Annotated in this window: 13 protein-coding genes; 3 read left to right on the top strand and 10 right to left on the bottom strand. The window is 70.2% G+C overall.

The features are described 5' to 3' along the window. The first annotated feature begins 13 nt into the window (after positions 1–13). The 3 genes from ACFVM3_RS04030 (at position 14) to ACFVM3_RS04020 (ending at position 3738) form a co-directional block, all read left to right on the top strand. A complete protein-coding gene (locus ACFVM3_RS04030) occupies positions 14–1435 on the top strand; it encodes a CCA tRNA nucleotidyltransferase (RefSeq protein ID WP_378435334.1) in 1422 nt (473 codons plus the stop codon). A gap of 127 nt (positions 1436–1562) precedes the next feature. After that, entirely contained in the window at positions 1563–2870 is a 1308-nt protein-coding gene (locus ACFVM3_RS04025) for a sensor histidine kinase (protein ID WP_378435332.1), read from the top strand. Positions 2871–2886: 16 nt separating this feature from the next. Next, positions 2887–3738, top strand: a complete 852-nt coding sequence (locus ACFVM3_RS04020; RefSeq protein WP_378435330.1) for a class I SAM-dependent methyltransferase — start codon at positions 2887–2889, stop codon at positions 3736–3738. 104 nt (positions 3739–3842) lie between these two features. Here ACFVM3_RS04020 and ACFVM3_RS04015 read toward each other — a convergent pair whose 3' ends face one another. Genes ACFVM3_RS04015 through ACFVM3_RS03970 form a run of 10 tightly spaced genes read right to left on the bottom strand, consistent with a single transcriptional unit; the run spans position 3843 to position 22485 of the window. After that, positions 3843–5771: a TNT domain-containing protein gene (locus ACFVM3_RS04015; protein WP_378435328.1), complete on the bottom strand. Its 1929-nt coding sequence runs from the start codon at positions 5769–5771 to the stop codon at positions 3843–3845. Between the two features lie 40 nt (positions 5772–5811). Beyond that, the gene (locus ACFVM3_RS04010; RefSeq protein ID WP_378435326.1) at positions 5812–6900 is read right to left on the bottom strand and encodes an ADP-ribosylglycohydrolase family protein; all 1089 of its coding nucleotides are present in this window, start codon (positions 6898–6900) and stop codon (positions 5812–5814) included. A gap of 4 nt (positions 6901–6904) precedes the next feature. Next, the gene (locus ACFVM3_RS04005) at positions 6905–8920 is read right to left on the bottom strand and encodes a YrhB domain-containing protein (RefSeq protein ID WP_378435324.1); all 2016 of its coding nucleotides are present in this window, start codon (positions 8918–8920) and stop codon (positions 6905–6907) included. A gap of 16 nt (positions 8921–8936) precedes the next feature. Further along, the gene (locus tag ACFVM3_RS04000) at positions 8937–11183 is read right to left on the bottom strand and encodes an ADP-ribosylglycohydrolase family protein (RefSeq protein ID WP_378435322.1); all 2247 of its coding nucleotides are present in this window, start codon (positions 11181–11183) and stop codon (positions 8937–8939) included. Then, positions 11184–12653 carry a TNT domain-containing protein gene (locus ACFVM3_RS03995; RefSeq protein ID WP_378435320.1) on the bottom strand — a complete coding sequence of 490 codons (1470 nt, stop codon included), beginning with the start codon at positions 12651–12653 and terminating at the stop codon, positions 11184–11186. Between the two features lie 5 nt (positions 12654–12658). Next, positions 12659–13105 (bottom strand): hypothetical protein, encoded by a 447-nt coding sequence (locus tag ACFVM3_RS03990; protein ID WP_378435319.1) that lies wholly within the window; start codon positions 13103–13105, stop codon positions 12659–12661. Continuing rightward, positions 13102–20184, bottom strand: coding sequence for a toxin glutamine deamidase domain-containing protein (locus ACFVM3_RS03985; protein ID WP_378435317.1), 7083 nt, complete (start codon positions 20182–20184; stop codon positions 13102–13104). Before ACFVM3_RS03985 ends, ACFVM3_RS03990 begins: the two co-directional genes overlap by 4 nt. A gap of 10 nt (positions 20185–20194) precedes the next feature. Beyond that, on the bottom strand, positions 20195–20524 hold the full coding sequence (locus ACFVM3_RS03980) for a WXG100 family type VII secretion target (RefSeq protein WP_340685748.1): 330 nt from the start codon (positions 20522–20524) through the stop codon (positions 20195–20197). Next, positions 20524–21141, bottom strand: coding sequence for a YbaB/EbfC family nucleoid-associated protein (locus ACFVM3_RS03975; RefSeq protein ID WP_378435314.1), 618 nt, complete (start codon positions 21139–21141; stop codon positions 20524–20526). The genes ACFVM3_RS03980 and ACFVM3_RS03975 overlap by 1 nt, the downstream gene beginning before the upstream one ends. Positions 21142–21195: 54 nt before the next feature. Beyond that, positions 21196–22485, bottom strand: a complete 1290-nt coding sequence (locus ACFVM3_RS03970; protein WP_378435312.1) for an MFS transporter — start codon at positions 22483–22485, stop codon at positions 21196–21198. Positions 22486–22636: the final 151 nt, after the last annotated feature.

The following is a 22636-nucleotide window of genomic DNA, read 5'->3' as shown; positions in this document are numbered from 1 at the left end:
GAAGAGCACTGCGATGCAGAACGCCGTGACCGAGCTGATGCGTATCTCCCCGCTGGCGGACGAGCTGGCGAAGCTCTTCGCGAAGGCGGGGCACAGCCTGTACCTGGTCGGCGGCAGCGTCCGGGACATGATGCTCCGCCGGCTGTCGAACGACCTCGACTTCACCACCGACGCCCGTCCGGACCAGGTGCTCAAGATCGTCAGCGCCTGGGGCGACGCGGTGTGGGACGTCGGTATCGCGTTCGGCACCGTCGGCGTGACCAAACAGGGCATGACCCTGGAGATCACCACGTTCCGCGCCGACAGCTACGACCGCGTCGGCCGCAACCCCGAGGTCACCTTCGGCGACAGCATCGAGGGAGATCTGCTCCGCCGCGACTTCACGGTCAACGCGATGGCGATCGACCTCGCGAACAAGACCTTCGTCGACCCGCACGACGGGCTCCAGGCACTGCAGGACAAGGTGCTCGACACGCCCGCGACCCCGCAGGAGTCCTTCGCCGACGATCCGCTGCGCATGCTGCGGGCCGCTCGGTTCTCCGCGCAGCTCGGGTTCACCGCGGCGCCGCGCGTGGTCGACGCGATGTCGTCGATGGCCGAGGAGATCGACCGGATCACCGCCGAGCGCGTGCAGGCCGAGCTGTCGAAGCTGCTGCTGGCGGACGACCCCCGGCCCGGGATCGAGCTGCTGGTCGACACCCGCCTCGCCGACCGCGTGCTGCCCGAGGTGCCGGGGATGCGGCTGGCGATCGACGAGCACCACCAGCACAAGGACGTCTACCAGCACTCGCTGACCGTGCTCGCGCAGGCGATCGACCTGGAGAAGACCCACGAACCGACCTCCGAGCCGGATCTGATCCTGCGGCTCGCGGCACTCCTCCACGACGTCGGCAAGCCCGCGACCCGCGAGTTCCAGCCCGGTGGCGGCGTGAGCTTCCACCACCACGAGGTCGTCGGCGCGAAGATGGCGCGCAAGCGTTTGCGGGCGCTGAAGTTCTCGAAGGAGATCGTCCAGGACGTCAGCCAGCTCGTGTTCCTCCACCTGCGGTTCCACGGTTACGGCAAGGGCGAGTGGACGGATTCGGCGGTGCGGCGCTACGTTACCGACGCCGGCGACCTGCTGCCTCGGCTGCACAAGCTCGTTCGGGCCGACTGCACCACGCGCAACCGCAAGAAGGCGGCCGCGCTGCAGGCGACCTACGACGACCTCGAGCGGAGGATCGAAGCCATCCAGGCGCAGGAGGACCTCGACAAGGTCCGGCCGGACCTCAACGGCGAGGAGATCATGCGGATCCTCGGCCTCAAGCCGGGGCCGGACGTCGGCAAGGCGTGGAAGCACCTGAAGGAACTGCGGCTCGACCGTGGCCCGCTGGAGCACGACGAGGCGGTCGCCGAGCTGAAGAAGTGGGCCGACGAGAACGGCATCGGCGGCTGACCGGGGCGAAGACGCCCGGTTCGTCACGTTTTCGGCGCCATCAGCTGAGATAAACCCTGTTGGTCTCTGGATCCACGCGGCGTAACCGGAGATACTCCTGCCGGTGCTCCGGGCAGGGGGAAAATCCATGGCGAAGCGGCCGCCCAGTTTTCTGGTGACGTTGCTGCGTCGTGGCGCGCCCGCGCTGGCGACGGCGACGAGCGAGCTGTCGGACGAGGTCGGCGACCCGACACCGATGCGCGCGCTCCGGCGGATCCAGCACATGTCGGGGCCCATCGACACGGCCCATCGCGACAACCTGCTGCTCAGAGCCGCCCGCTACGTCGCTCTCGTCCCGCTGGTCTACCGGCTTTTCGCGGTGCCCGGCGCCTTTGGCGTCTACGTCTCCACGCACGGCATGATCGGGATCGGACCGGTCGGGCTGGTGGCCCTCGGCTCGGTCGGGCTGTCGTTGTACGGCATCCGGTGGATGCTGCGCTCGGCGCCGTTCCGTCCGCAGTACGCGGCCCGGTTGCTGGCGATCGACCTCGTGTTCACGCTGCTCGCGCCGCTCGCCGTGGGGGCGCTGGTGCCGGCTTCGGTCTTCACCGAGGCGATGGCGATCCCCAGCAAACACCTGCTCGGCGAGGTCGCCCTGCTGGCACTCGCGCTGGGCATGCCCGCCGCGGCCGCGCTCGCCGTCGGCAGCTTCCCGGTGCGGATGCTCGCGTCTCTGCTCGGCACCGGCCAGGCCGCGCCCGGCGACGCCATGGCCACCTTCCCGTCGATCCTCGGCGTCCTCTTCACCGCGAGCGGCGCCCTCGTCCTGATCGGGCTCGGCACGCGGCTCGCGCTCGCCTACGGCATCCGCAACGGCCGTATCGCCGAACGTGCCCGCCAGCACCGGATGCTGCACGACTCCGTGCTGCAGACCCTCGAAGCGATCGCGCTGGCGAACAAGGGCGACCCGGTCGCTCGGCTCGCCGAGGTGCAACGGCTGGCGCGGGCGCAGTCGATGGAACTGCGCCGGACGATCGAGAGCGAGACTTCGGAACGGTCGGAGGCCGGTTCGCGGCCGCTGGGAGAGAAGCTCGCTTCGCTGGCGGCGGAGATGGCGCGGGACGGACTGCGCGCCCAGCTCGTGATCGCCGAACTCGACGACGACACGCTTTCGGAGGTCCGGCAGATCGCCATCCGCGACGCCGTCCGCGAGTCCCTGCGCAACACCCTCAAACACGCCGGGACGGACAAGGTCGTCGTCCGGGTCGAGGAGCAGGAAGGCGGCGTCGCGGTGATCACCCGCGATCACGGTGCCGGGTTCAGTCTCGACTCCCGGCCCGCCGGATTCGGGATCAGCGAGTCCATCACCGCCCGGCTGAACGAGGTCGGCGGGACCGCCAGGGTGGAGTCGGCTCCGGGCAATGGCACCAGAGTCACCCTTTGGGTGCCTTTCTGACGGTAAACAGGAGAGCATGAAGAAAACGGACGTCCTGGCCGAAGCGCTCATCGCCTACCGCGACGGTGACCGGGCCACGGCAGCGGACCTCGCCGAGCGTGCCGGATCCACGCTCGGCCGCGAACTGCACCGGTACCTCACCGAGGGCGGCGGCGGAGGTGTGTACGACCGGCCCGCCGCGTTCACGGCGTTCATCCGCGGTGGCGGGAACGTCAAGCTCTACCGGCAGCTCAGTGCCATGCTCGCCCGGCGCTACGGCAGCGTCGGTTCGCTGCTCGACCTCGGCTGCGGCGACGGGCTCGCCGTAGTCCCCGCCCTCGAACAGGCGGACCGTCAGCCGGGCCGGATCGACCTGGTCGAGCCGTCGAGCGCGCTGCTCGCCGAAACGCGGAAGCACCTCGACGGGACGCACGGCCTGCACACCTGGGACGCCACCGCGCAGGAGTTCCTCGCCCGCGATGACGACCGACAGTGGCAGCTGACGCAGTCGACCTTCGCGCTCCAGTCGATCCCGACCGCCGAGCGCACCGAGGTCCTGCGGGCACTCCGGCCGCGTACGTCGTGTCTGGTGCTCGCGGAGTTCGACGTGCCCGAGTACGACGAAGACTCCCGCGAGTACCTGCTTTCCCTGGTCACCCGCTACGAACGCGGGATCTCGGAGTACGGCAAGTCGGCGTCGCTGGTGGCGCAGGGGTTCCTGCTGCCGATCCTGCTCGGCCTGGTCAAACCGGGGGCGGACCGCACGAACTGGGAGCAGCCCGCCACCGATTGGGCTTCGCAGCTGAAGGAAGCGGGCTTCACCGGCATCCGGATCGAGCCGCTCGCGGACTACTGGTGGTCGCCCGCGGTGCTGATCACCGCTTCCTGACCTCGGCCAAGCGAGATCACGCGTGCTTGGAGCCGGGACTCGCGCCTCTCCCGTCGGATCAGTGAGTTACGCCTTCAGTCACGCGAGTTCGGTGGAGGCGCGCTCTACTGGACGCGGGACAGCGCGCCTGCTTCGAGATGCTGGGCGATCGGCCGGGGCAGCACGTAGGCCACGGCCCCGCCCGGGGTCCCGTTCCACGGCGCGGTGATGCCGGTGACCACGCGCAGCGGCCGCACGACGCGGTAGAGACGGCGCTCCCGTTCGCGGTCCGCGGCCAGCGACGTCTCGATGAACCGCGCCGATTCGGCGTGCACGAGGTTGCCGGTCTCGTTGCCGAACCGCTGCACCGTGGTGCCCGACGGCAGGACGACGATCCGCTTGCGGCGGAAGAAGTTCAGCGGCGGCTCGCCCCGCAGCGGCAGGATCGGCCAGTCGGCCGGATTGTCGGACTCCTCGTTCGCGCCCACCGCGGCGCGCGCCGGGTACAGCAGCAGGGTGCCGAGGAAGAAGCGCGCCGCCTCTTCGAGCTTGGCGAACGCCACCGGCTCGTCCGTCGGCGGGCGGGAGACCTCCCAGCCGCTCTCGGTGCGGCGCAGGGTCCAGACGCCCGGCTCCGGCACCGCGTTCGCGCCGATCCGGTAGGACGTCGGCGCCACGCCGTGCTCGGCCAGCCGCTGGTACAGGACGTCCAGTACCTCGACGGCGCGGATGTCGCGACCGGGTTCGCCGTCGCGTTCGACGCGGGTGCGGGCACTCTCGTCCGGCAGGTCCGCGGCGGTCTGCGGAGGCCGCGGCTTGCCGACGATCTCCGCCTCCGCGGTCGCCCGCACCAGCTCGCCGACCAGCGGCGGCCGGAAACCGGCGGCCCGGATGTGCTCGATCAGCTCCGGCTCCGGCGGCACCCCGTACTTGCGCAGGTAGTGCGGCACGGCCGCGGGCCAGATCCACCCGCCGTCGGTGTGGAAGGCGTTCGGCACGTCCGGCGGGCCGTTCGGGGTGAAGATGTCGGGCTGCGGACCCGGCCTGGTCAGCGCCACCGGCGAGCGGAAGAGGTAGTCCAGGACGCCGCGCATCATCTCCGGCGGCACCGGCGGCCGGTTGACGACCGGTCGTTCGCCCTCGTTGTGCGCGTCGACGACCTTCGCGTGCCGGAACACGATGTCCAGCGGCAGCCCCGCCTTGGCCGAAAGCCACGCCGGGACGTGCTTGGGGTCGCGCGGGAAGATCGCGAGCTCGGTCGCGTACGCGCGCGGCGACGGCTTCCCGCCCTCGTTCGGCGCCAGCCGCCAGGTCGGTTCCTGCTCGGCGTCGAAGTCGAAGTCGAAATGCGACTCCGCGTCGAGCGTGAAAGTGCCCTGGAACCAGGTGCCGGTCTCGGGCTGGTGCATCGCCGCGCGCAACCGCGCGAAGAGCGAACCGAGCTCCGGCGGGGCCGCGATCGACACCGACACCGGGCCGTTGCCCTCGTCCCCGACCGAGCGGACCTCGAGTTCGGAGTAGTCACCGACCTGCCGGAACTGGGCGCCGACCCGCTGCCAGCCCGGCGGCAGCACCCGCAGCAGGGTCCGGCCGATGGCCCGCAGCAGCGCGCCCTGGTCACCCGTGCCGATCGACGGCCGGGCCTCCGGCGTCTCGACGAAGTCGTGCCTGGTCTGCCACAACGCCGTCAGCCGCGACGGCGAGGCGGTGGTCGAGAAGTCCGTCAGGCCCAGTTCGGCCGCGCGGACCGCGTCCTCGCCCGCCCAGCGCAAGGTCAGGTCGCCGCCGCCGGCGTTCGGCGCGATCTGGAAGTGCTCGTCGTCGAACCGGCCGTACGACTGGAGGCTGAAGGTCGCGCCGACCTCGCCGTTCAGCACGACACGGGCCGGGCGGCCGTTCCAGTCGCGATCGAAACCCTCGGGCGCCGCTTCCCCCGGCGGCGCGATGAGCAGCAGCGTGCCGTCTTCGGTCGACCGCTGGGCCGCGAAGACGGTGTCCCCCCAGACGGCGTACAGGCCATCCGGCCGCTCCGCCGCTTGAACCCGGTAACGCACTATGTGTCCCCTCCCCAAGTTCCCCAAACCGGGGGTAAATCTAGTGGGCCGGATAGCGGACGTACCACCGGTCGTCACCCGGTGCGTTTCCGCCGAACTCCGCGAGCGCGTCGTCCGCCAGCTGTCCGATCACTTCGCTCAGCTCCAGCTCTACGAGCCAGCTCGTCTCGAGCGCTTCCTCGCCGTACATCGCGCCGACGAGGTTTCCGCAGACCGATCCCGTCGAGTCGCTGTCGCCGCTGTGGTTCACCGACGCGAGCAGCGCGACGTTCGGGTCCGTGGTGGTCAGTGCGACGTAAACCGACATGGAGAGCGCGGTTTCGCCGATGTTCCCCTGCCCGAGCGTCTCGAGCTTCTCCGGAGTCGGCGGCCCTTCCTTGGCCAGGGCGAGCGCCTGGTCCAGCGCGACGCTCTGCTCCTCGTGTCCCGGGTACTTCTCCAGTTCGCCGCGGGCGGTCGCGATGGCGTCGAGCAACGGCTTCCCACGCAACAGTTCGTGCACGATCACCGCGAAAGCGCCCGACGAGAGATACCCGCTCGGGTGACCGTGCGTCAGCGCGGCGCTCTCCGCGCCGAGCCGGAAGACCTCCGCGAGATCGTCCGACCACAGCGCGACCGGTGCCGCGCGCATGATCCCGCCGCAGCCCTTCGAGTTGTTCACCGGCTTGGCCATGCCGGCGCGGACGCCGGTCCTGCCGTACGCCTCCAGCTCGCTGAAGCAGGTGAGGCCGGGCGCGCGGCGGCTGAACAGCTCACGGTTCGTGATCAGCCAGCCGTCCGGTTCCGGGCTCGTGTCCTGCGGGCCGCGTGCGCGCTCCCACGAGACGCCCTGGGTGTGCAGCCAGCGCTGGTAGGCCAGCTGGAGAGACTGCTCGACAGGTTCGGTGCCGTGGTGGGCTCTGATCAGGCCTTCCAGGGTGAACAGCGTCATCTGGGTGTCGTCGGTGATCCGCCCGAGGCCGCCGTACGCCGGGATCAGGCCGGTGATCCCGGCCGGTCCGGCGATCTCGCGGATGCGGTCGATCGAATCGAACTCGGTCTTCGCGCCGAGCGCGTCACCGAGCGCCCCGGCGTACAGGCTGCCGCGCAGCCGCGACTTGGTCGCCGGGTCCTGAAGCCACTCGCGCATTTCTTTACTGATCTCCTCGTGGATACCGGTTCGCGTCCCAGCGCCGCCGCTCTTCGGGCTCGCGGGGCAGGCCGAAGCGGTTGAAGTAGTAATACGCGTCGCCCGCCATGGCGTCGACGACGCCGAGGTCGGCGTACGCGGCGAGCCACGACTCCGGCAGACCGGGCACGGTGAGCCTGGCGCCCACCATCGCCCCGGTGAGCGCCGCGGTCACCGGGCCGCCGCGCGCGGCCAGCGCCAGCGCCGCCTCGGCGTCGTAACCGCGTTTCGCGGCGGCGAACAGCGTCCGGCCGAGCACCGAAAGCGGCGTCCTGCCGTCGCCGATGCTGTCGAACTGCTCGACGTCGTCCCCGCCGATGTCGTTCCGGAGTTCGAGCACGGTCTTGACCAGCTCGCCGACCTCGCCGCTGTACTCGTCGAAGCCTTCGAGGAAGTTCGCGACCGCCGGTTCGCCGTTCCGGGCGGCGAGCTGGGCGCGGAACACGTTCACCAGCAGCTCGGCGCCGTGGACGACCTCGTGCCCCGCCGCCGACCCGACCAGTTCGCGGACGACCTTCATCGCGTAGAACGTGCTGTCGGCGGGCCCTTGCACCCCACCGGTCACCGTCGCGGCGAGCGCGGTCGCCAGCATGGCCGAGAACTCCGCGGGGGGCGGACCCGCGCCTTCGGTGGCCTTGGCGACCCAGCCGTCCGGCCGACCGCCCGCGGGCAGCGACGCCGGGATCTCGGGTTTGTCCGGGGTCGGGTCCAGGCCACGGATCACCGATTCGGTGTGGAACAGCAGTTGCCGGGTCAGCCCGCCGAGCGGCAAACCGTCGGCGGGATCCGCGCCCGAGCCCAGCGCGTCTCCGAGCGCGAAGCCGACGTACGCGCCGAGAAGCCGCGGGTACGCGAAGCTGCCGACAGGGAGCGTCGGGTCGTAGAACTTCCCGAACGTCCAGGCGCTCGGGCGCGGTTCGCCGTTGTCGTAGAAGTGCGTCACGAGCCCGTTGGCGAACAGGTCTTCGGGCAGTTCAGGCAGCGGGCGGCCGTCGTACTTCGCTCGGGAGCGCTCGAACGAGAGCGTCGCGGCGCGGACGTAGCGGTTGAGCTCTTCGCTGCTCAGGGGGTAGCCGTTGTCCCTGGCCTGGTCGACGAGGCTCCGCAGGTTCGCGACGCCGGGGCCTTCGTACACCCCGCTGAAGTACGCGGGGCGGCCGACGGACTCGGGGCGCTCGGTACCTGCCGGGAGGTCCAGGTCGGCGACCTGCCGCAGCGTCTCCGGGTAGACGTTGAAGGTCTCCGGACGGCCGGGGTTGACCAGCAGGCCGACTCCGGGGTTGTCCTTCGCCCGCCGCAGCAGCACGCGGGGCTGGACTCGCTGCCACATCGTGTACTCCGACGGCACCTGCGCCTCGGAGGTGTAGACGACGAACCGCACACCCGCGTCACCGAAGTCGCGGACCTGGAGGTGGCCGTCCTTCGCCGGGGCCAGGACGTCGAGGTCGAGCATCCAGTGGACGAACTCCTCCGGCGTGATCCACTCGACGCGGAGGTAGCCGAGCAGCGTCTCGACCGGGCTTTCCGGTGCCGGGCGGCCGGAGAACCGCGGCCCTGGCCGGTGCTCCGGGTTCGCGCGGACCGCGCCGGTCGGCTCGCCGAACAGCGTGTGCTGCTCCCAGCGCAGGATCGCCGCCTTCGGCACGGGCAGACCGGGGACCGCGTCCGGATCGAATTCGGGATCGACGACCTCGGTCCATCGGGTGAAGGCGTCACTGTCGCCACCGGCCGCCGAGACGGCCATCAGCTCCAGGTCGAGCCGGATTTCGCCGCCGTCGTCCGGGACGAAGGCGACCGGGCTGGGGAACAGGCCGGTGCCGGGGTCGGTCCCGTCGAGCCAGCCAACGGTGTTGTAGGTGACGTTCCAGCCGTCGGTCGCGCGCACGACGTAGTCGCGGCGGACCCGCAACGCGCCGGTGCCCTCCCCGCCTCGGCCCGCCAGCCATTCCTCGACGCGGCTGACGGCTTCCTCTTCGTTCATCGTCCCCATTCCAGATTCACCAGCGCGGATACCGCTGGGCCCAGCCGTCGACCTCGTGCAGCGCCGAGTGGCGGTCGAAATGCCAGAACGCGTCCGTGGCGATGTTCTCCACCAGGTAGCGCAGCTCCAGCTGCTCGACCCACTTCTGTGGCAGACCGGGGATGCCGGTGCGGGCGCCGAGCAGGGCACCGGCGATGGCGCCGGTGATCGCGCTGCGGCCCGAGTGGTTGACCGCCCGCAGCAGCGCCTGCTCCGGGTAGTTCTCGAAGCCGGACAGCGCCGCGAAGGCGCGGCCCAGCACCGAAAGCGTGCCCTTGCCGTCGCCGATCAGCTCGGGGACCCGCAGATCGGGCAGGCCGTGCTTGCCGAAGAACGGTACCGATTCCGCGACCATCGCCTTGAGATCCGCCCAGACCGGCCCTCGCTGGTGCGGGTTCTGGTCGCTGAAGATCTCACGGGAGGTGTTCCAGACCGGGTAGCTGAACGCTTCCGAGGTCAGCGCGGGTTCGAACAGCCAGGTGAGGTAGGTCGCCGCTTCGACGTCGACCTCACCCGGATGGGTCACGGCGACGAGGTCGCGCACCGCCTGGCGGACGCCGCCGCTCATCGCGCTGCCCGGCCCGGCCGCGGTCATCGCCGCCGGCAGCGCCGCGACCAGCGCGTCCGGCCCGCTCATCGGCATCGCCGTCGGCGAGATGGTCGCCAGCGCGTGATAGGCGTTCAGTTCGGCGTCGTCGGGGGTGCGGCGGACGCGGAGTTCCGGCACCTTCACGAGCCAGCCGTCCGCGTTGTCCAGCGGCGCGCCCTGGGTGTGCAGCCAGCGCATCAGCGAGTTGCGCGCGACCGTCCCGAGCGCCTTTTCGGCGTCGCGGTTCTCCGGCTGCTCGCGATGCGGGCTGCGGATCACGGCCTCGGTGTAGAACAGCAGCCGCTGGGTGAGCGGCCCGATCCGGCCGGGCAGGTCGAACGCGACCGGCAGATCGGTGACCCCGTCGGGACCGTAGGTGTTGTGGATCTCGTCGAGCCGCATCCGGTCGACGGCCGCGCCGAGCGCCTCGCCGAGCGCGAAGCCGACGTACGCGCCCGTGACGCGCTGCCAGCCGTAACGCGAGCTGGAGCGGTCTCGTTCGAAGTACTTGCCGAAGGTGTCCAGACGCGGCTGGATCTGCCCCTCGTTGTCATAGGCGGGCGCCAGCCCGTTGGCCCGCAGGTCGTTCGGACGGCTCCGGGGTGGTTCCGGCTGCCTCAGCCGCGCCAGCCACGACTGCCCGAGGACGGTCTTCTGGCATTCCTCGGCGCTCAGCTCGAACCCGCGGCGGCGTGCCCGTTCGGCGGCGGCCAGCGGCGGTTTCACCGGTTCGGTCAGGCCCATCTTCGCGGCGGTGTCGGCGGCGAGCGCCTCCAGCTCCGGGTCCGCCTCCGGGCAGCGCTCGTTGACGTCGACGCCGGGGCCCCGGCGCGGGAACCGGAGCGCGGTCTCGGCCAGTTCGGCGCCGCTGACGTCCTCGAACGTCGCGGGACCGCCGTTGATCACCAGATTCGGCGGGCTCTCGTAACCGGCGAGGGTGGCGATGTCGACCTTCCAGTACCCGTGTTCGCGGGACGGGAGGTTCCTGGACGAGCTGAACACCCTCAGCTCGGCGCGTTCCTCGTTGAAATAGAACCGCTCCGTCTTGCCCGACGCCAGGTCGAGCGGGACATAGACCTCGCAGCGCAGCAGCCCGACGAGCAGCTGTTCCCTGGTCAGCCAGCCGACGCTGGCGAACGACAGGAGCGTTTCGAGCTTGTTCTCCGGCTTCGGGTAGCCGCGGCGGATCGGACCGGCCTTGTACTCCGGGTTCTCCCGTTCCTCCCCGGTCTGCACGCCTTCCGCGTTGACCTTGACCCAGCCCGCGACGACCGGCGGCGGGACACCGAGGTCACCGAGCCCGGCCTTGGCGTACTCCGGGTCTACGACCTCGCGCCAGGCCTCCTGGCCGGGGAACGCGACCGGGACGCTGAGCCCGCCGGGCTGCGGATGCGCCTGGCGCAGCTCGCCGTCCGGCTCGCGGACGATCACCGACGGCGGCGGGAAGATCTCCTTCTCGGCATGACCCTCGTCGAGGAAGGCGATCGTGTTGTAGGGGACAGACCAGCCCTCGGGGATGCGCAGGACCTTTTCGTGGTTCACGCGCAGGCCGGCGCCGCCCGGTTCGGACACGTCCGGACCGTGGACCGCGCGCAGCCACTCTTCGACCTTGGCTACCGCTTCCGCCGATTCCACCTACTCGATCCTCTCCAGGCTGCCGTCGGACACGTGCTCGGCGATGGTCCTCGGGAGCACGTAGGCCACCGCCCCGCCGGGCATGTTCGCCCACGGGACGGTGACACCGATGATCACGTGGAGCGGGCGTCGCAGCCGGTAGGTCCCACCGACGCGCTCCCGTTCCAGCGGCAGGGACGTCGTGGCGAACCGTACCCCTCCGTGGTGAACCAGATTGCCGGTCTCCTCGCCGAACCGCAGTACGACCGTACCGGCGACCATCCGGCTCACGCGCTTGTTGCGGAGCAAGGTGAGGGGAGGCTCACCCGGCGCCGCCTGCACCGGCCAGTCGGCGAGTTCCTTCGCCGTCTCCAGTGGCGTCTCGTGCCCGGCGGTCATCCTCGCCGGATGCAGAAGAAGCGCGCCGAGAAGCTGATGCGACGCGTCTTCGAGCTCGTCGAAGTACTTCGGCGACACCGGGGCGCCGTCCGAATAGGCCGCGACCTCCCAGCCCTTCTCGGTGAAGTTGAGGCACCAGGCGCCGTCCGCGCGGTCGCCGATGCGGTAGGCCTCGGGCCAGACGGCGTGCTCGCCGAGCCTGCTGACCAGCACGACCAGGAGTTCTTCGTCGGTCAGCGCCGGGTTCGGCGACGTCTCCAGCTCCGCGGCGATGTCACCTTCGGTCTTCTTGACGTCGGAGCGGCCCGGCCTCGGCCGCGGTTTGCCGAGCAGATCCGCTTCCGCGGTCCGCCGCACGAGATGCTCGACGTACGGCGGCTGGAACCGCTGGCCGCGGATGTGCTCGACGAGGTCCTGCTCCGGCGGGATCCCGTATTTCCGCAGGTAGTGCGGCACGGACGCGTGCCAGATCCAGGTGCCGTCGGTGTGGTAGCTCTCCGGGACGTCGTCGTCGGCCTCGGGATCGAAGATGTCCTTGCCGAGCCCGCTGCCGGAGAGGATCGCCGGCTCACGCTCGAGATACTGCGCGATCAGCGGCGCTTCGGACTCGTCGAGCTCCGGTCTGTCCACCACGGGCGGTTCGCCCTCGGTGTACGCGTCGACGATCCGGGCGTGCCGGAACTCGACGCGCAACGGCAGCTGCGCGCGCAGCCGCCACCAGTCCGGGACGTGCTCGTCCTCGCGCGGGAACGCGGCCAGCTCGTCCGGGTACGCCGAAGTCCCCGGTTGCTCGGTCCACGCCGGTTCGTCGTCGAGGGTGAAGTCGAAATCGAAGGTGCCGTCGGGTTTCAGCGTGAACCGCGACTGCAACCAGGTCCCCCGGCCGGTCGTGTACATGCCGGTGCGAAGCCTGCCGAAGAGTTCGGTCAGCTCGGGCGCGGGCGTGCAGTTGTGGCCCTCGAGTTCGGTGTGCTCCCCGGCCTGACGGAAATCGGCGACGGCCGGATGTGCCGCGTCGGCGACACCCGAGCGGATGAGCTTGCCGATCTCGATCAGCAGCCCGCGTTGCTGTTCGGCAGTGAGTTGTTCCACGTGAATCATCGCGCCCGGTTCGGGAAACGTGGTTCCGCCCGGAACGACGGCGGCTCCCCGGCGGCGCGGCGGGCCAGCTCGTCCTCCCACATCTTGAAGGTGCGCTTGCGCAGCGACTGGATCAAGGCGGATTCCTGCGGTTCCACGCGACGGTTTTCGCGCTTGGCCTGCTGATAGAGGCCGTCGATGGTCTCGTACAGCGCGAAGATCGGTCCGCTGCCCTTGAGCTCGTACGCACGGGCGCGCTCGGTCTCCTGGACGAACTTCTCTTCGGACACCTTGCTGATGTCCGAACTCGCCATCGCCCGCAGGACCTCGCGCACGTGCTCCGGCTTTTCGTCGAACTCCCCCGTGGAGGGGTTGAGGAGGAAACCGGTCAGGCCCCCGTCCGGCGTCGACTCGACGCGGTAGGTCTTTCCGAAGTACGTGTAGAACGACGGCGTCTGGATCACGTGTTCTCCTCAGGAGGCAGGCCCTTGCGGAGACCGGCCATGAACTTCTCCCGGACCCGGTCCATCAAGGCGGCTTCCAGCAGGGCCTGTTCCGGCGACAACCTCTTCTTGTTGTTCTCGTCCAGTGTCCGGTTGTACGTCGGGAAGTCGCGGCGGACCTCGTACAGGGCGTGCTCGTAGGCCGACACGGTGTCGATGTGCTTCAGGTGCAGCCGCAGTTCGGCGACGTGCCCGTTCGGCAGCCGGACGTTCATCTGCAGATCGCGGTACCCGCTGTCCTGCGGATTCGCGAACCGGTCGTCGAAGCTGACGATCCGGAGGTCCGGATCGTTCATCACCGCGTTCAGCGCGTTGTAGACGTCGGCCAGCGTGTCGAACTGGATCTTCACGCCCACCAGGTCGGTGAGTTTCGACGCGTCACCGTCGTAGCCCGCGATCTTCGCCTTCGCGCGGTCGTCGTCCTTCGGACCGGGCCTGCCCGACGCGTCGCCGTTGTTCTCCTCCGCGATCCGTTCGGCGATCCGGTTGAGGTCGCCCTGGTTCCGCGGCCACGCCTCCCGCTCGGCGTCCAGGAACTCCTGGATCTTCGCGGCATCGCCCTTGTCCGCGCGGTCGAAGCCGGCGTGGTACTGATCGCCGGGCTCCACGTCGGCGGCGATCTCCGCCGCCGCGTTCGCGAGGTCCCGCTGCTCCTGGGTCAGCGGAGTGTCGCCGGGACCGTCCTGACGGACGTCGTCGATCATCTGGTGACCGCGTTCCTCGACGTCGCGCAGGGCGTCTTCGAGGATCGGGATGGCCTCCGGGTGCAGCAGCAGGCTGCCGATGGTCATCGGGTTGTTCAGGAGCGAGGCCCGCAGGTACGCGTTGTCCGGATGCTCCATCAGCCGGACGAGTTCCGGATGCGCGGGCAGATGCTCGCGGATGAAGTCCCGCATCGGCCCGACGTCGTGCTTGACGCCGTTCTCGTCCTCGTGGACGGCCCGTTTCTTGTCCGGGTCCAGTCCGTCCACCGCGGCCGCGACCTCGGGGTCGTTGAGGAACCGCTCACCATCGGCCCGGTCACCCTGAGCCGGGTCGTCGTGCGCCATGCCGTAGCCCGCGTCCACGATCGGACGGCCGTCCGGCCCGATCCGCGACGGCGGCACGTCGGGGGTGTCTTCCCTGGCGTAGGCGATCCGCGGGTCGACGGGCTGCGCGGCCGGTCCCTCCGGGACGCCGACGTGCATCAGTTTCACGCCCAGCGGCGGATGCGGCAGGTTCATCAGCGCACCCGACTGCGGGTCGATGAACGCCACGCCGTCCCGCGTGTTCGCCACCATGGCGACGTGCCCGCGTTCGACACCGTTCTCGTCGAGGTACTTCACCGCCACGACCGCGTGGTGATCGGTCGGCATCCCCCGCATCTCGCGGATGACGGTGTCGTAGTCGGCGCGGTCGGAGAACTCCCCGCCGAACCGCTCTTCGACGTGTTCCAGCGTGCCGCGGCTGTCCATCTCGTGGACGAGCAGCGGATCGGCGGTCGAGTCGATGCCGTTCAACCGGTCCATGTACGCGCCCGGCGTGCGGGTGCAGTTGGAGCGGTAACCGTTCGCGAGCGCGTCGGGGTCGTTGAAATGCGGGTTGACCTCGCCGAGCCGCGGGTGCCGGTCGGCGATGTACGCGGCCTGTTGTGCGGGGCTCGCCGATCCGGCGTGGATCGCCGGTTCGCTCGGCGGGTTCGTCGCGACCGCCAGCGACGAGTAGTCCCGCTCGGCGACCGGCAGTTCCAGGGTGTCGTCGGTGGCCGAGTGGTCCTGAGCGGGCTGGTCGCCGTACTCGGGTCCCTTGCCGGCGTCCGCGACGCTGTGCTGTGCCGGGTTCTCCGTGGTGACGTGCGGCGTTTGCGGCTCGTCGAATCCGCCGAGGCGCGCCATCGACTGCGCCTGGGCGAGACGTGCGAGTTCCGGCGCCTCCGCGGCGTGCCGGGCCCGCCGCTCGTCCATCTTCTGCTTGGCGGTCTCGGGGTCGAGGTAGCGCGGGTCGCCGGGAGTGACCTCTTCGGCGTGGATGACCCACTTCGGCCGGTCGACCAGCGGCGGAGTCTTGAACTCCTTGCTGTGCACGTAAAGCTGCGTGGCCGGCTTGTTGATGGCCTCGTTCTCGCGCGGATTCTCGGCGAGCGACGAGACGTCCTTGCCCGTCTTCGAGACGATGTGGATCTCGACGTCTTCGCCGAACTTCGACTTCGTGTCGGGCGAAGTCTTGATGGTCGAGCTGGTCATCGTCGGCTCGGGGACGGTCTGACCCGGCTCGTAGTGCGCCGCCATGATCTCGGCGGCGCGCATGTCGCCCTTGGTGTCGATGCCGCGGATGGCCTCGCCGTGGAAGTCCGGCAGCTCGTTGAGCGCGCCGACGATCGCGCGGGTGCTGCGCTGGGCGTTCTCGAAGTCGGGGTGCGCCTCACCCTTTCGGTTGGCTTCGTTGATCGCGTACGCGTGTTCGCGCGAGTACGAGTAGATCGCTTCGGCGGCCTCGGGCGAGACGCGGTCCTTCAGCGGGCTGGCTTCGAGCCGCTTGAGCGCCTTCTCGCGAGCCTGCTCGGCGAGTTCGGTGCTGTCGTAGCGGTCCCGGAGGCTCTTGTGATCCTCCGGCGTGCCACGGAATCCGTCGTCGGAGAGGTAGCTCTCGTCGACCCGCGTGGGGGTTTCTTCCGGGCCCTTGAGGCGTTCGGCGATGTCGGGTTCGGTCTTGGGCGCCTGCTCCTGGACCGGGGTTTCGGTGTGCGTGCGCTCCGGTGCTTCCGGCGTGTGCGGAGCGTCGCCGCCGCCCATCGGCATCGCCTTGATCGACGTCGGATCGTCGGGCAACGTCGCGAGCCGCCCGGTCATCGGGTCGGCGAAGACCACGCCGTGCGGCGTGTTCACCGCGGCGACGATCCTGGTCTCTATCCGGTCCTTGGACCGTGGCGAGCCTTCCGGCGCGTTCGGATCGCCCGCGGCGTGATGTTCGAACGCCACCGCGGTCCGCGCGCCGACTGGACGTTCGCCCAGCTCACGGGCGATATCGGCGAAACCGTTCCGATCAGACCATTGTCCGCCGAGCCGGTCGCTGACGTGTTGCAGCGGCGAACCGTCCGTCGACGGCGCCGCGACCGAGTCGCCGCCGTTCATCCGGTCCTCGAACGCGACCAGCGCCTCGGCCGAGTTCGTCTGGTAGCCGTCCTTCCACGACTCCGGCGCGTAGTAGTTCCGGGTGTTGGCCTCGCCGATCGCGGGGATCTCGTCCATGACCAGCCGGACCTGCTGGTGCGGCGTCTCGGTCGAACCGGCGTGGATGACCGGCGTCCCGCCCTCTTCGAGCGGCTTCGCCAGGTCGGACCAACCGCCGTCGGGAGCGTGCTCCTTCGGGGGCTCGGGGGTGTCCCGGACCGGAGCGTCGGTGGCGTCGATCCAGCCGCCCTTGCCGTCGGCCAGCTTGGTCTCGAGCCCGCCGAGACCCTGGTTCTGGAACAGCTCCGGGTGATCGCGGCGCAGCTGGGCCTCTTGCTCGGCCGCTTCCTGCGCCAGCCGCTCCTGCACGGCGTTGTTGTAGTCGCGCCGCTCGGCGACCTTCTGGTGGACCTCGTCCGGGCTCAGATGGCCGTCGTCACCGGCGACGACCTCCTCGCATTCGACGATCCACTTCGGCAGGTCGTTGGGCGATCCGTCGTCGAGGCGCTTCTTGTAGTCCGGGTGCTCGGGATGCCCCGGGCCCATCTTGACGTCGGTGACGCGCAGCTGCGTCGCCGACTTCATCAGGACTTCGCGTTCTTCCTTCTTCGAGGCGAGGTCTTCGATATGGCGCCCGGTCTTCGACTGGATGCGCATCTCGACTTCGCCGGGGAAGTTGCTGCGCGGATGTTCGGGGGTGACCCGCGACGTGCTCAGCATCTGCGGGTCGACGATGACCTGACCCTTGGCGTGCGCTTCGAGGAAGGCCCGGATCGCGCTCTCGTTGCCGCCGAAGTTCACCCGCCGCGAGACGAGCCCCTCGTAGGCGGGCATCTCGTTGAGGCCGGAGGTGATCGCCTCGATATGCGGGCGGAGCGCTTCCAGCTCCGCGCCACCGTGCCGCTGGGCGTGGGTGATCCGCTCGGCCATGTCGGTGCGCGTGTAGCTGTGCACCGCGTAGGCACCCTGATCCGACATCTCCTTGACGCGCGGATCCTCGTGGGCGTCGCGTTTGGCGAGACCCTCGCGGCGGACCTGTTCGCTCCGCGCTTCCCCGGTGTCCTTGTCGAACCCGCGCTTGTCGATCTGCGTCTCGGCGAGCGCGCGGTAGGCGGCCGGATCGTCCGTGTGGAAGTCCGGATCCGTCAGGTACGGCTCGTCGACGGCGGAACCGAGGTCGTCGGTGGTCTTGTCGTCGGGCGTGACGTCCTGGGGCGTCTCGGTGTCCTTCGGAGCCTCGACGTCCTTCGGCGCCTCGGTGTCCTTGGGGACGTTCGTGTCCTTCGGAGCCTCGACGTCCTTCAGCAGCTCGGTGTCCTTGGGCAGGTTGCTCTGGCCGCGGTCCTGAGGTGCCTGCTGCGGCGCGTGCTCCACCGGCGGACGCTGCGGTTGCTGAGGGCCCGCGTTCGGGTCGTGGCCAGGACGCGGTGCCGGCACCTGCGGCGGACGCTGCGGGCCACCGAACCGCGGCGGCTCGGCACCAGGCGGCATCGGCCTGCCGGGCTGTCCCGGATGCCCCGGCTGTCCGGGGTGGTGACCGGGTGGCGGCGGCATGGGGCCGCGGTTGCCCGGGAACGGACCGTTGCCCGGGTGCTGGGGCCGCGGCGGAGGCGGCGGATAGCCTGCCGGACCGCGGTTGCCCGGAGGCGGACCGGGCGGAGGCGTCTGCGGACGCGGCGGGACCCCGCCGTTCGGGCCCGGACCAGGTCCAGGCCTGCCCTGATAGCCCTGAGGCGGCCTCGGCGGACCCTGAGGTCCGGGCGGCTGCGGCGGTTGCTGAGGACGCTGACGCGGCCCGCGGTCCTGCGGATACCCACCCTGACCGGGGTACTGCTGCGGCGGGCGAGGGCCCATCGGACCGGGCTGACCCTGCGGTCCTCGCGGTGGCATGGGGCCACCACCACCGGGAGGCGGCGGAGGCGGCGGCGCGAAACCACCCGGAGGTGGCGGCTGCATCGGCTGCTGGCCCTGGAAGGGCATCGGGGCCGGCGGCTGGTCGAACCGCGGCTGCTGGGGCCCGCCGTTGCCCGCGAAACCCGCGGCCTGGACGCTGTCGTTCGGGCGGACCGGCCGAGACGGATCATGCCCGGGAGGCGGGAAACCGCCGCCGGGAGTGGGCCCGTTGCCGCCGGGTGCCATGCCGTAGCCACCCGACGGAGCGGGCGCGCCCGAACCCGGGTTCGACGCCATGCCGTACCCGCCCGAACTCGACGGCGCACCAGTGGAAGCGGCGGGCGGCATCGCGCTGGACTGCGAAGGACTGTGCGAGGGGCCCGGCGAAGGGTTGGACGCCGGGCCCGGTGCCGGCCCCTGGGACGGGCTCGGCGCGGGGCTCGAAGCGGGCGTCGGCGCGGAACTCGCCGCCGGTGTCTGCGCCGGACCGCCCGCCGGTGTCTGGGCAGGGCTCGCCGCCGGTGTCTGCGACTGCGCGCCGGGTGCCTGCTGCTGATTACCCGCCGCGGCCTGCTGGCCGGAACCGTTGTCGGCGGCGGCCGCCGGAGCGTTCTGGTGGGTCTGCGCCGCACGCTGACCGTCCCCGGTGTTCGGCGGGGCATCGGCCGGACGTTCCGGCGCCTGCGTCGACGACTGGTCGACCTGGTCGCTGTCCGCCGTCCGTTGCGGGCCGCTCTCGGAACGCGGCTGCGGATCAGCGGACCCGGCCGAACTCCGCGGCGACGAATCACCGTCCGAAGTGGACCGTGGCGCCGGATCAGAAGAGGAACCGGAATCCGAAGAAGAACGCGAGTCCGAAGAAGAGCCCGAGTCCGACGAACTGCCCGGGTCCGACGAAGAGCGCGAGTCCGAAGAAGAGCGCGAGTCCGACGAAGAACCGGAATCCGAAGAGCCCGGAGTACGCGAAGGCGTCCCGGAATCCCCGGTATCCACATCCGGCGTGGAAGGACCGTCGCCGGCCGAGGCGCCGGGCGTGTTCGCGGCCTTGATGTCGCCGATCTGGCTCTTCGCCCCGTCGACTCCGCCGCCGACCGCTCCGCCGGAAGCGCCCATCAGGACGTCCTTGGCCGAAAGCTTGTCCAGGTCACCGGTGACAGCGGCCTGCCCGACCGTGCTGGCGACCCCTTCGGCCGCGCCGCGCACGGCACCTCGCGCCGCGCTGTCGACGATCTGGCCGCCGACGCTGTCGGAAAGTCCCTTGGTGGCGCCCTTGCCGATACTGCTGCTGCCCGCGCCGACCACGCCGTCGACGGCGCCGCTGATCGCGGAATCCTTGGTCTTGCTGAAATCCCAGCTCTCGCGGTCACCCTTGGCCATCTGGAGACCCTGGATGCCCGCGTCCATGGCGAGGTTCATCGCCGTGTTCTGCAGGACCTCCTTGCCGATCTTCTTCAGGCCCTCCTTGAGCAGTTTCTCCAGGAGTTCCTTCGCGACCTTCTTGAAGCCTTCCTGCGCGAGCTTCTGCATCAGCTGCCGGAAGATCATCTGGACGGTCATGCGCGTGGCGATCTGCGCCGGCGCGATCCCGGCCGTCGACCCGCCGAACGTCACCGCCGCGGCCGCGATCATCGCGACGATCTGCGCGGCCAGGATCACCAGCGAGATGATGATCATGTACTTCGTGTACTCGACGTCCAGCGCGGTCGCGTTGCACGAGTCGCCGAGCGCCTTCGAGGAATCGGCCAGCGATTTGAAGTACGCCTCGTCGCCCTCGACGAACTTCTTCCAGGCCTCGGCGAACTTCTCCGCGCCCTGTCCGCTCCAGCCGCCGAGGACCTCGGTGGCGCCCTTGGTCGCGGTGTCGGCGATCGGCTGAATCGCCTTCGAAGCGTTGTGCCAGGCGTCGCGCAGTTCGCGGAGCTTGTCCTCGTCGCCTTCGGGCCAGCTTTCCCCGACGACGATCGGCAAGAGCCACTTGACCGCGTCGGGCATCTCCATACCCACGGCGCTAGACCTTCTTGTCCAGCGTCGACTTGATCTCTTCCTCGGCGTTCGTGAACGCGGTCATCGACCGTTCGACGTTGTGCTGCATGCCCCGCAGCGCTTCGACGACGTTCGCGAACCCTTCGGACGAGCCCTGCGCGCCGGGCTCGTAGTCCTTCGCGAACTCCTTGCCCGCGTCGTCGTTGCCCCAGCACTGTCCCAGCGAGTTCATCGCGGCCAGCAGTTCCTTGCCCGCTTCGTCGAGCTGGTCCGCCGCGATCCCCAGTTTCGCCGCGGCCGTCTTCACCGCTTCCGGATCCGCGGTGAACCCGGCTCCGCCCCCACCGTTCGGCATCAGACCCCCCTGGTCAGCCAGCTCGAGGGCGGCTCTTCCTCATCGTCGTCCTGCTGACGCACCCGTTTCGGGACCGGTTTCGGCGTCGGCGGCGCGGGAGGGGCGGGCGGAGGCGGCGGCGGGGCGTCGTCCTTGATCATCAGCGGGGCGTCGAAGTCTTCGTCGGACTTCGCGGGCGCGGCCGTCTCCTCCTCTTCGGCGAGGAAGTCGGGGATCGCCGGCATCAGCCCCTGGAGCGAAGGCGCGCCCTCGATGAGGTCCGACAGATCCGGCAGCCCTTCGGTGATCGGGGCCATCAGGTCCGCGACCTGCTGCTTGACCTGCAGCGATCCCTGGCGAACCAGGGTCAGCACGGTGTTGGCCAGCTGCGCGGGATTGGTGCGCTCGAAGGCGTTCGGCTGGATTTCGAGCTTGGCGAGCGTGCCGGTCGCGTCGATGGTGGCGCGGACGAGGCCGTCCTGCGAGACCACCGTCGCCGAGGTCTGGGAAGCGGCTTCCTGCGCGTCCCGGAGCTGGGCCGTCTGGCGCTCGAACTGTTCGAGCAGCGTGTCGACCTGGTCCTTCATGGCGGCATTGCGCGCTTCGAGGCGTGCGCTGTCGTCGCCGGCCGTCGTCACTTGAGCCCCCGCGAGTGCTTGATCCGGGCATACGTCACCCGGTGTCGGTAGGCGTCACCCTAATGCCAAGGGCGGAGCCTTATCAGCCGTTCTCCCTTTTCGCACCGCGAGCAGGTATCCGGCGGCGCCGAGGAGGTAGAGGACGGCCGCCGTGATCAGGAGTCCCGGTGAACGGCCGTCGTCCGGGATCACCGTCGCGGCCAGGGAAACGGCGGCGACCTGGGTGACGTTGAACAGCGTGTCGTAGAGCGCGAAGACCCGCCCTCTCGCTTCGTCGGCGACGTCGAGCTGGACCGAGGAATCGACGCAGAGTTTCAGTACCTGCCCGGCACCGGTCACCAGGAACGCCGCGAGCACCGCGGCCGGGACCACCATCGGCAGGCCGAGCGCGAGCTGCGCGACCGCCGCCAGCACCAGCGCGCCCACCACCGACCGGATCCTGCCCAGCAGCTTGATCAGCCGGGCGGTCAGCAGTCCGGCGACGAGGATCCCGGCACCGGCGAAGGCCGCCATCTGCCCCAGTCCCGTCATCCCGGCGGTGAAGTGGTTGCGCATCAGCAGCACGGTCACCAGCAGCGAGATGCCGTACGCCGCCCGATGGGCGAACAGCGCGACGAACCCGGCTGTCACGCTGGGCGTCCGCCAGGCCGCCTTCGCACCGTCAGCCAGGCCTCGGGCGACGGCGAGGGCCGGGTTCGAAGGCTCGTCGACCGTCGACGGCCCGAGCAGCCCGCGCGTGAATCCGGCGGCGAGGACAGCGGCGCCGATCCCGCCCAGCGCGGCGACGGCGGTGACCCACGCGGAACCCGCGTCGTCGGCGCCGGTCAGTGCCCGGAGGCCGATCGCGCAACCGCCACCGACGACGGCGAGCACCGAACCCCAGGTCGCGGCGAAGGCGTTCGCGGCGACCACGGACTTCTCTTCGACGACGTGCGGAAGCGACGCGGACAGCCCCGAGCCGATGAACCGCGAGATGCCTTCGGACGCCAGTGCCAGGGAGAACAGGCCGACCCCGGCCGTTCCCGAGCCAACGGCGACGGCCGTCGCGAGGATGGTGAACGAGCGCAGAAGGCTCGCGAAGATCAGGACCTTCCGGCGGTCCCACCGGTCGAGCAGCGCACCCGCGAACGGTCCGACGAGCGAATAGGGCAGCAGCAACGCCGCGAACCCGCCCGCCATGGCGAGCGCGTCGGCGGCGCGTTCGGGGTTGAAGAGGACGGCTCCGGCCAGTCCGGCCTGGTACATGCCGTTGCCCCAGTGCGCGGAGAACCGCGTGAACAGCAGACGGCGGAAATCACGGTCGCGAACGAAGTTTCGAGGAGGCGCCGGGGCGCTGATCGTCACGGATCCGCAGCTTAGAGAAGGTGGTCGATGCGCTTTGAGGTCGCCTCTCGGCGGCTATGCGCAGTGTGGCTCCAGCCGGACGGTATTCCACAAAGGCGGTTCTTCAGTGAGCCCGGGGGACACGGAAAGCGCACCGACCGTTGTGTCCAAC

The sequence above is a fragment of the Amycolatopsis sp. NPDC057786 genome (assembly GCF_042797905.1).
Lineage (GTDB): Bacteria > Actinomycetota > Actinomycetes > Mycobacteriales > Pseudonocardiaceae > Amycolatopsis.
The sequence above is the reverse complement of the archived record's forward strand: the minus strand, read 5'-3'. Positions and strand labels throughout refer to the sequence as shown.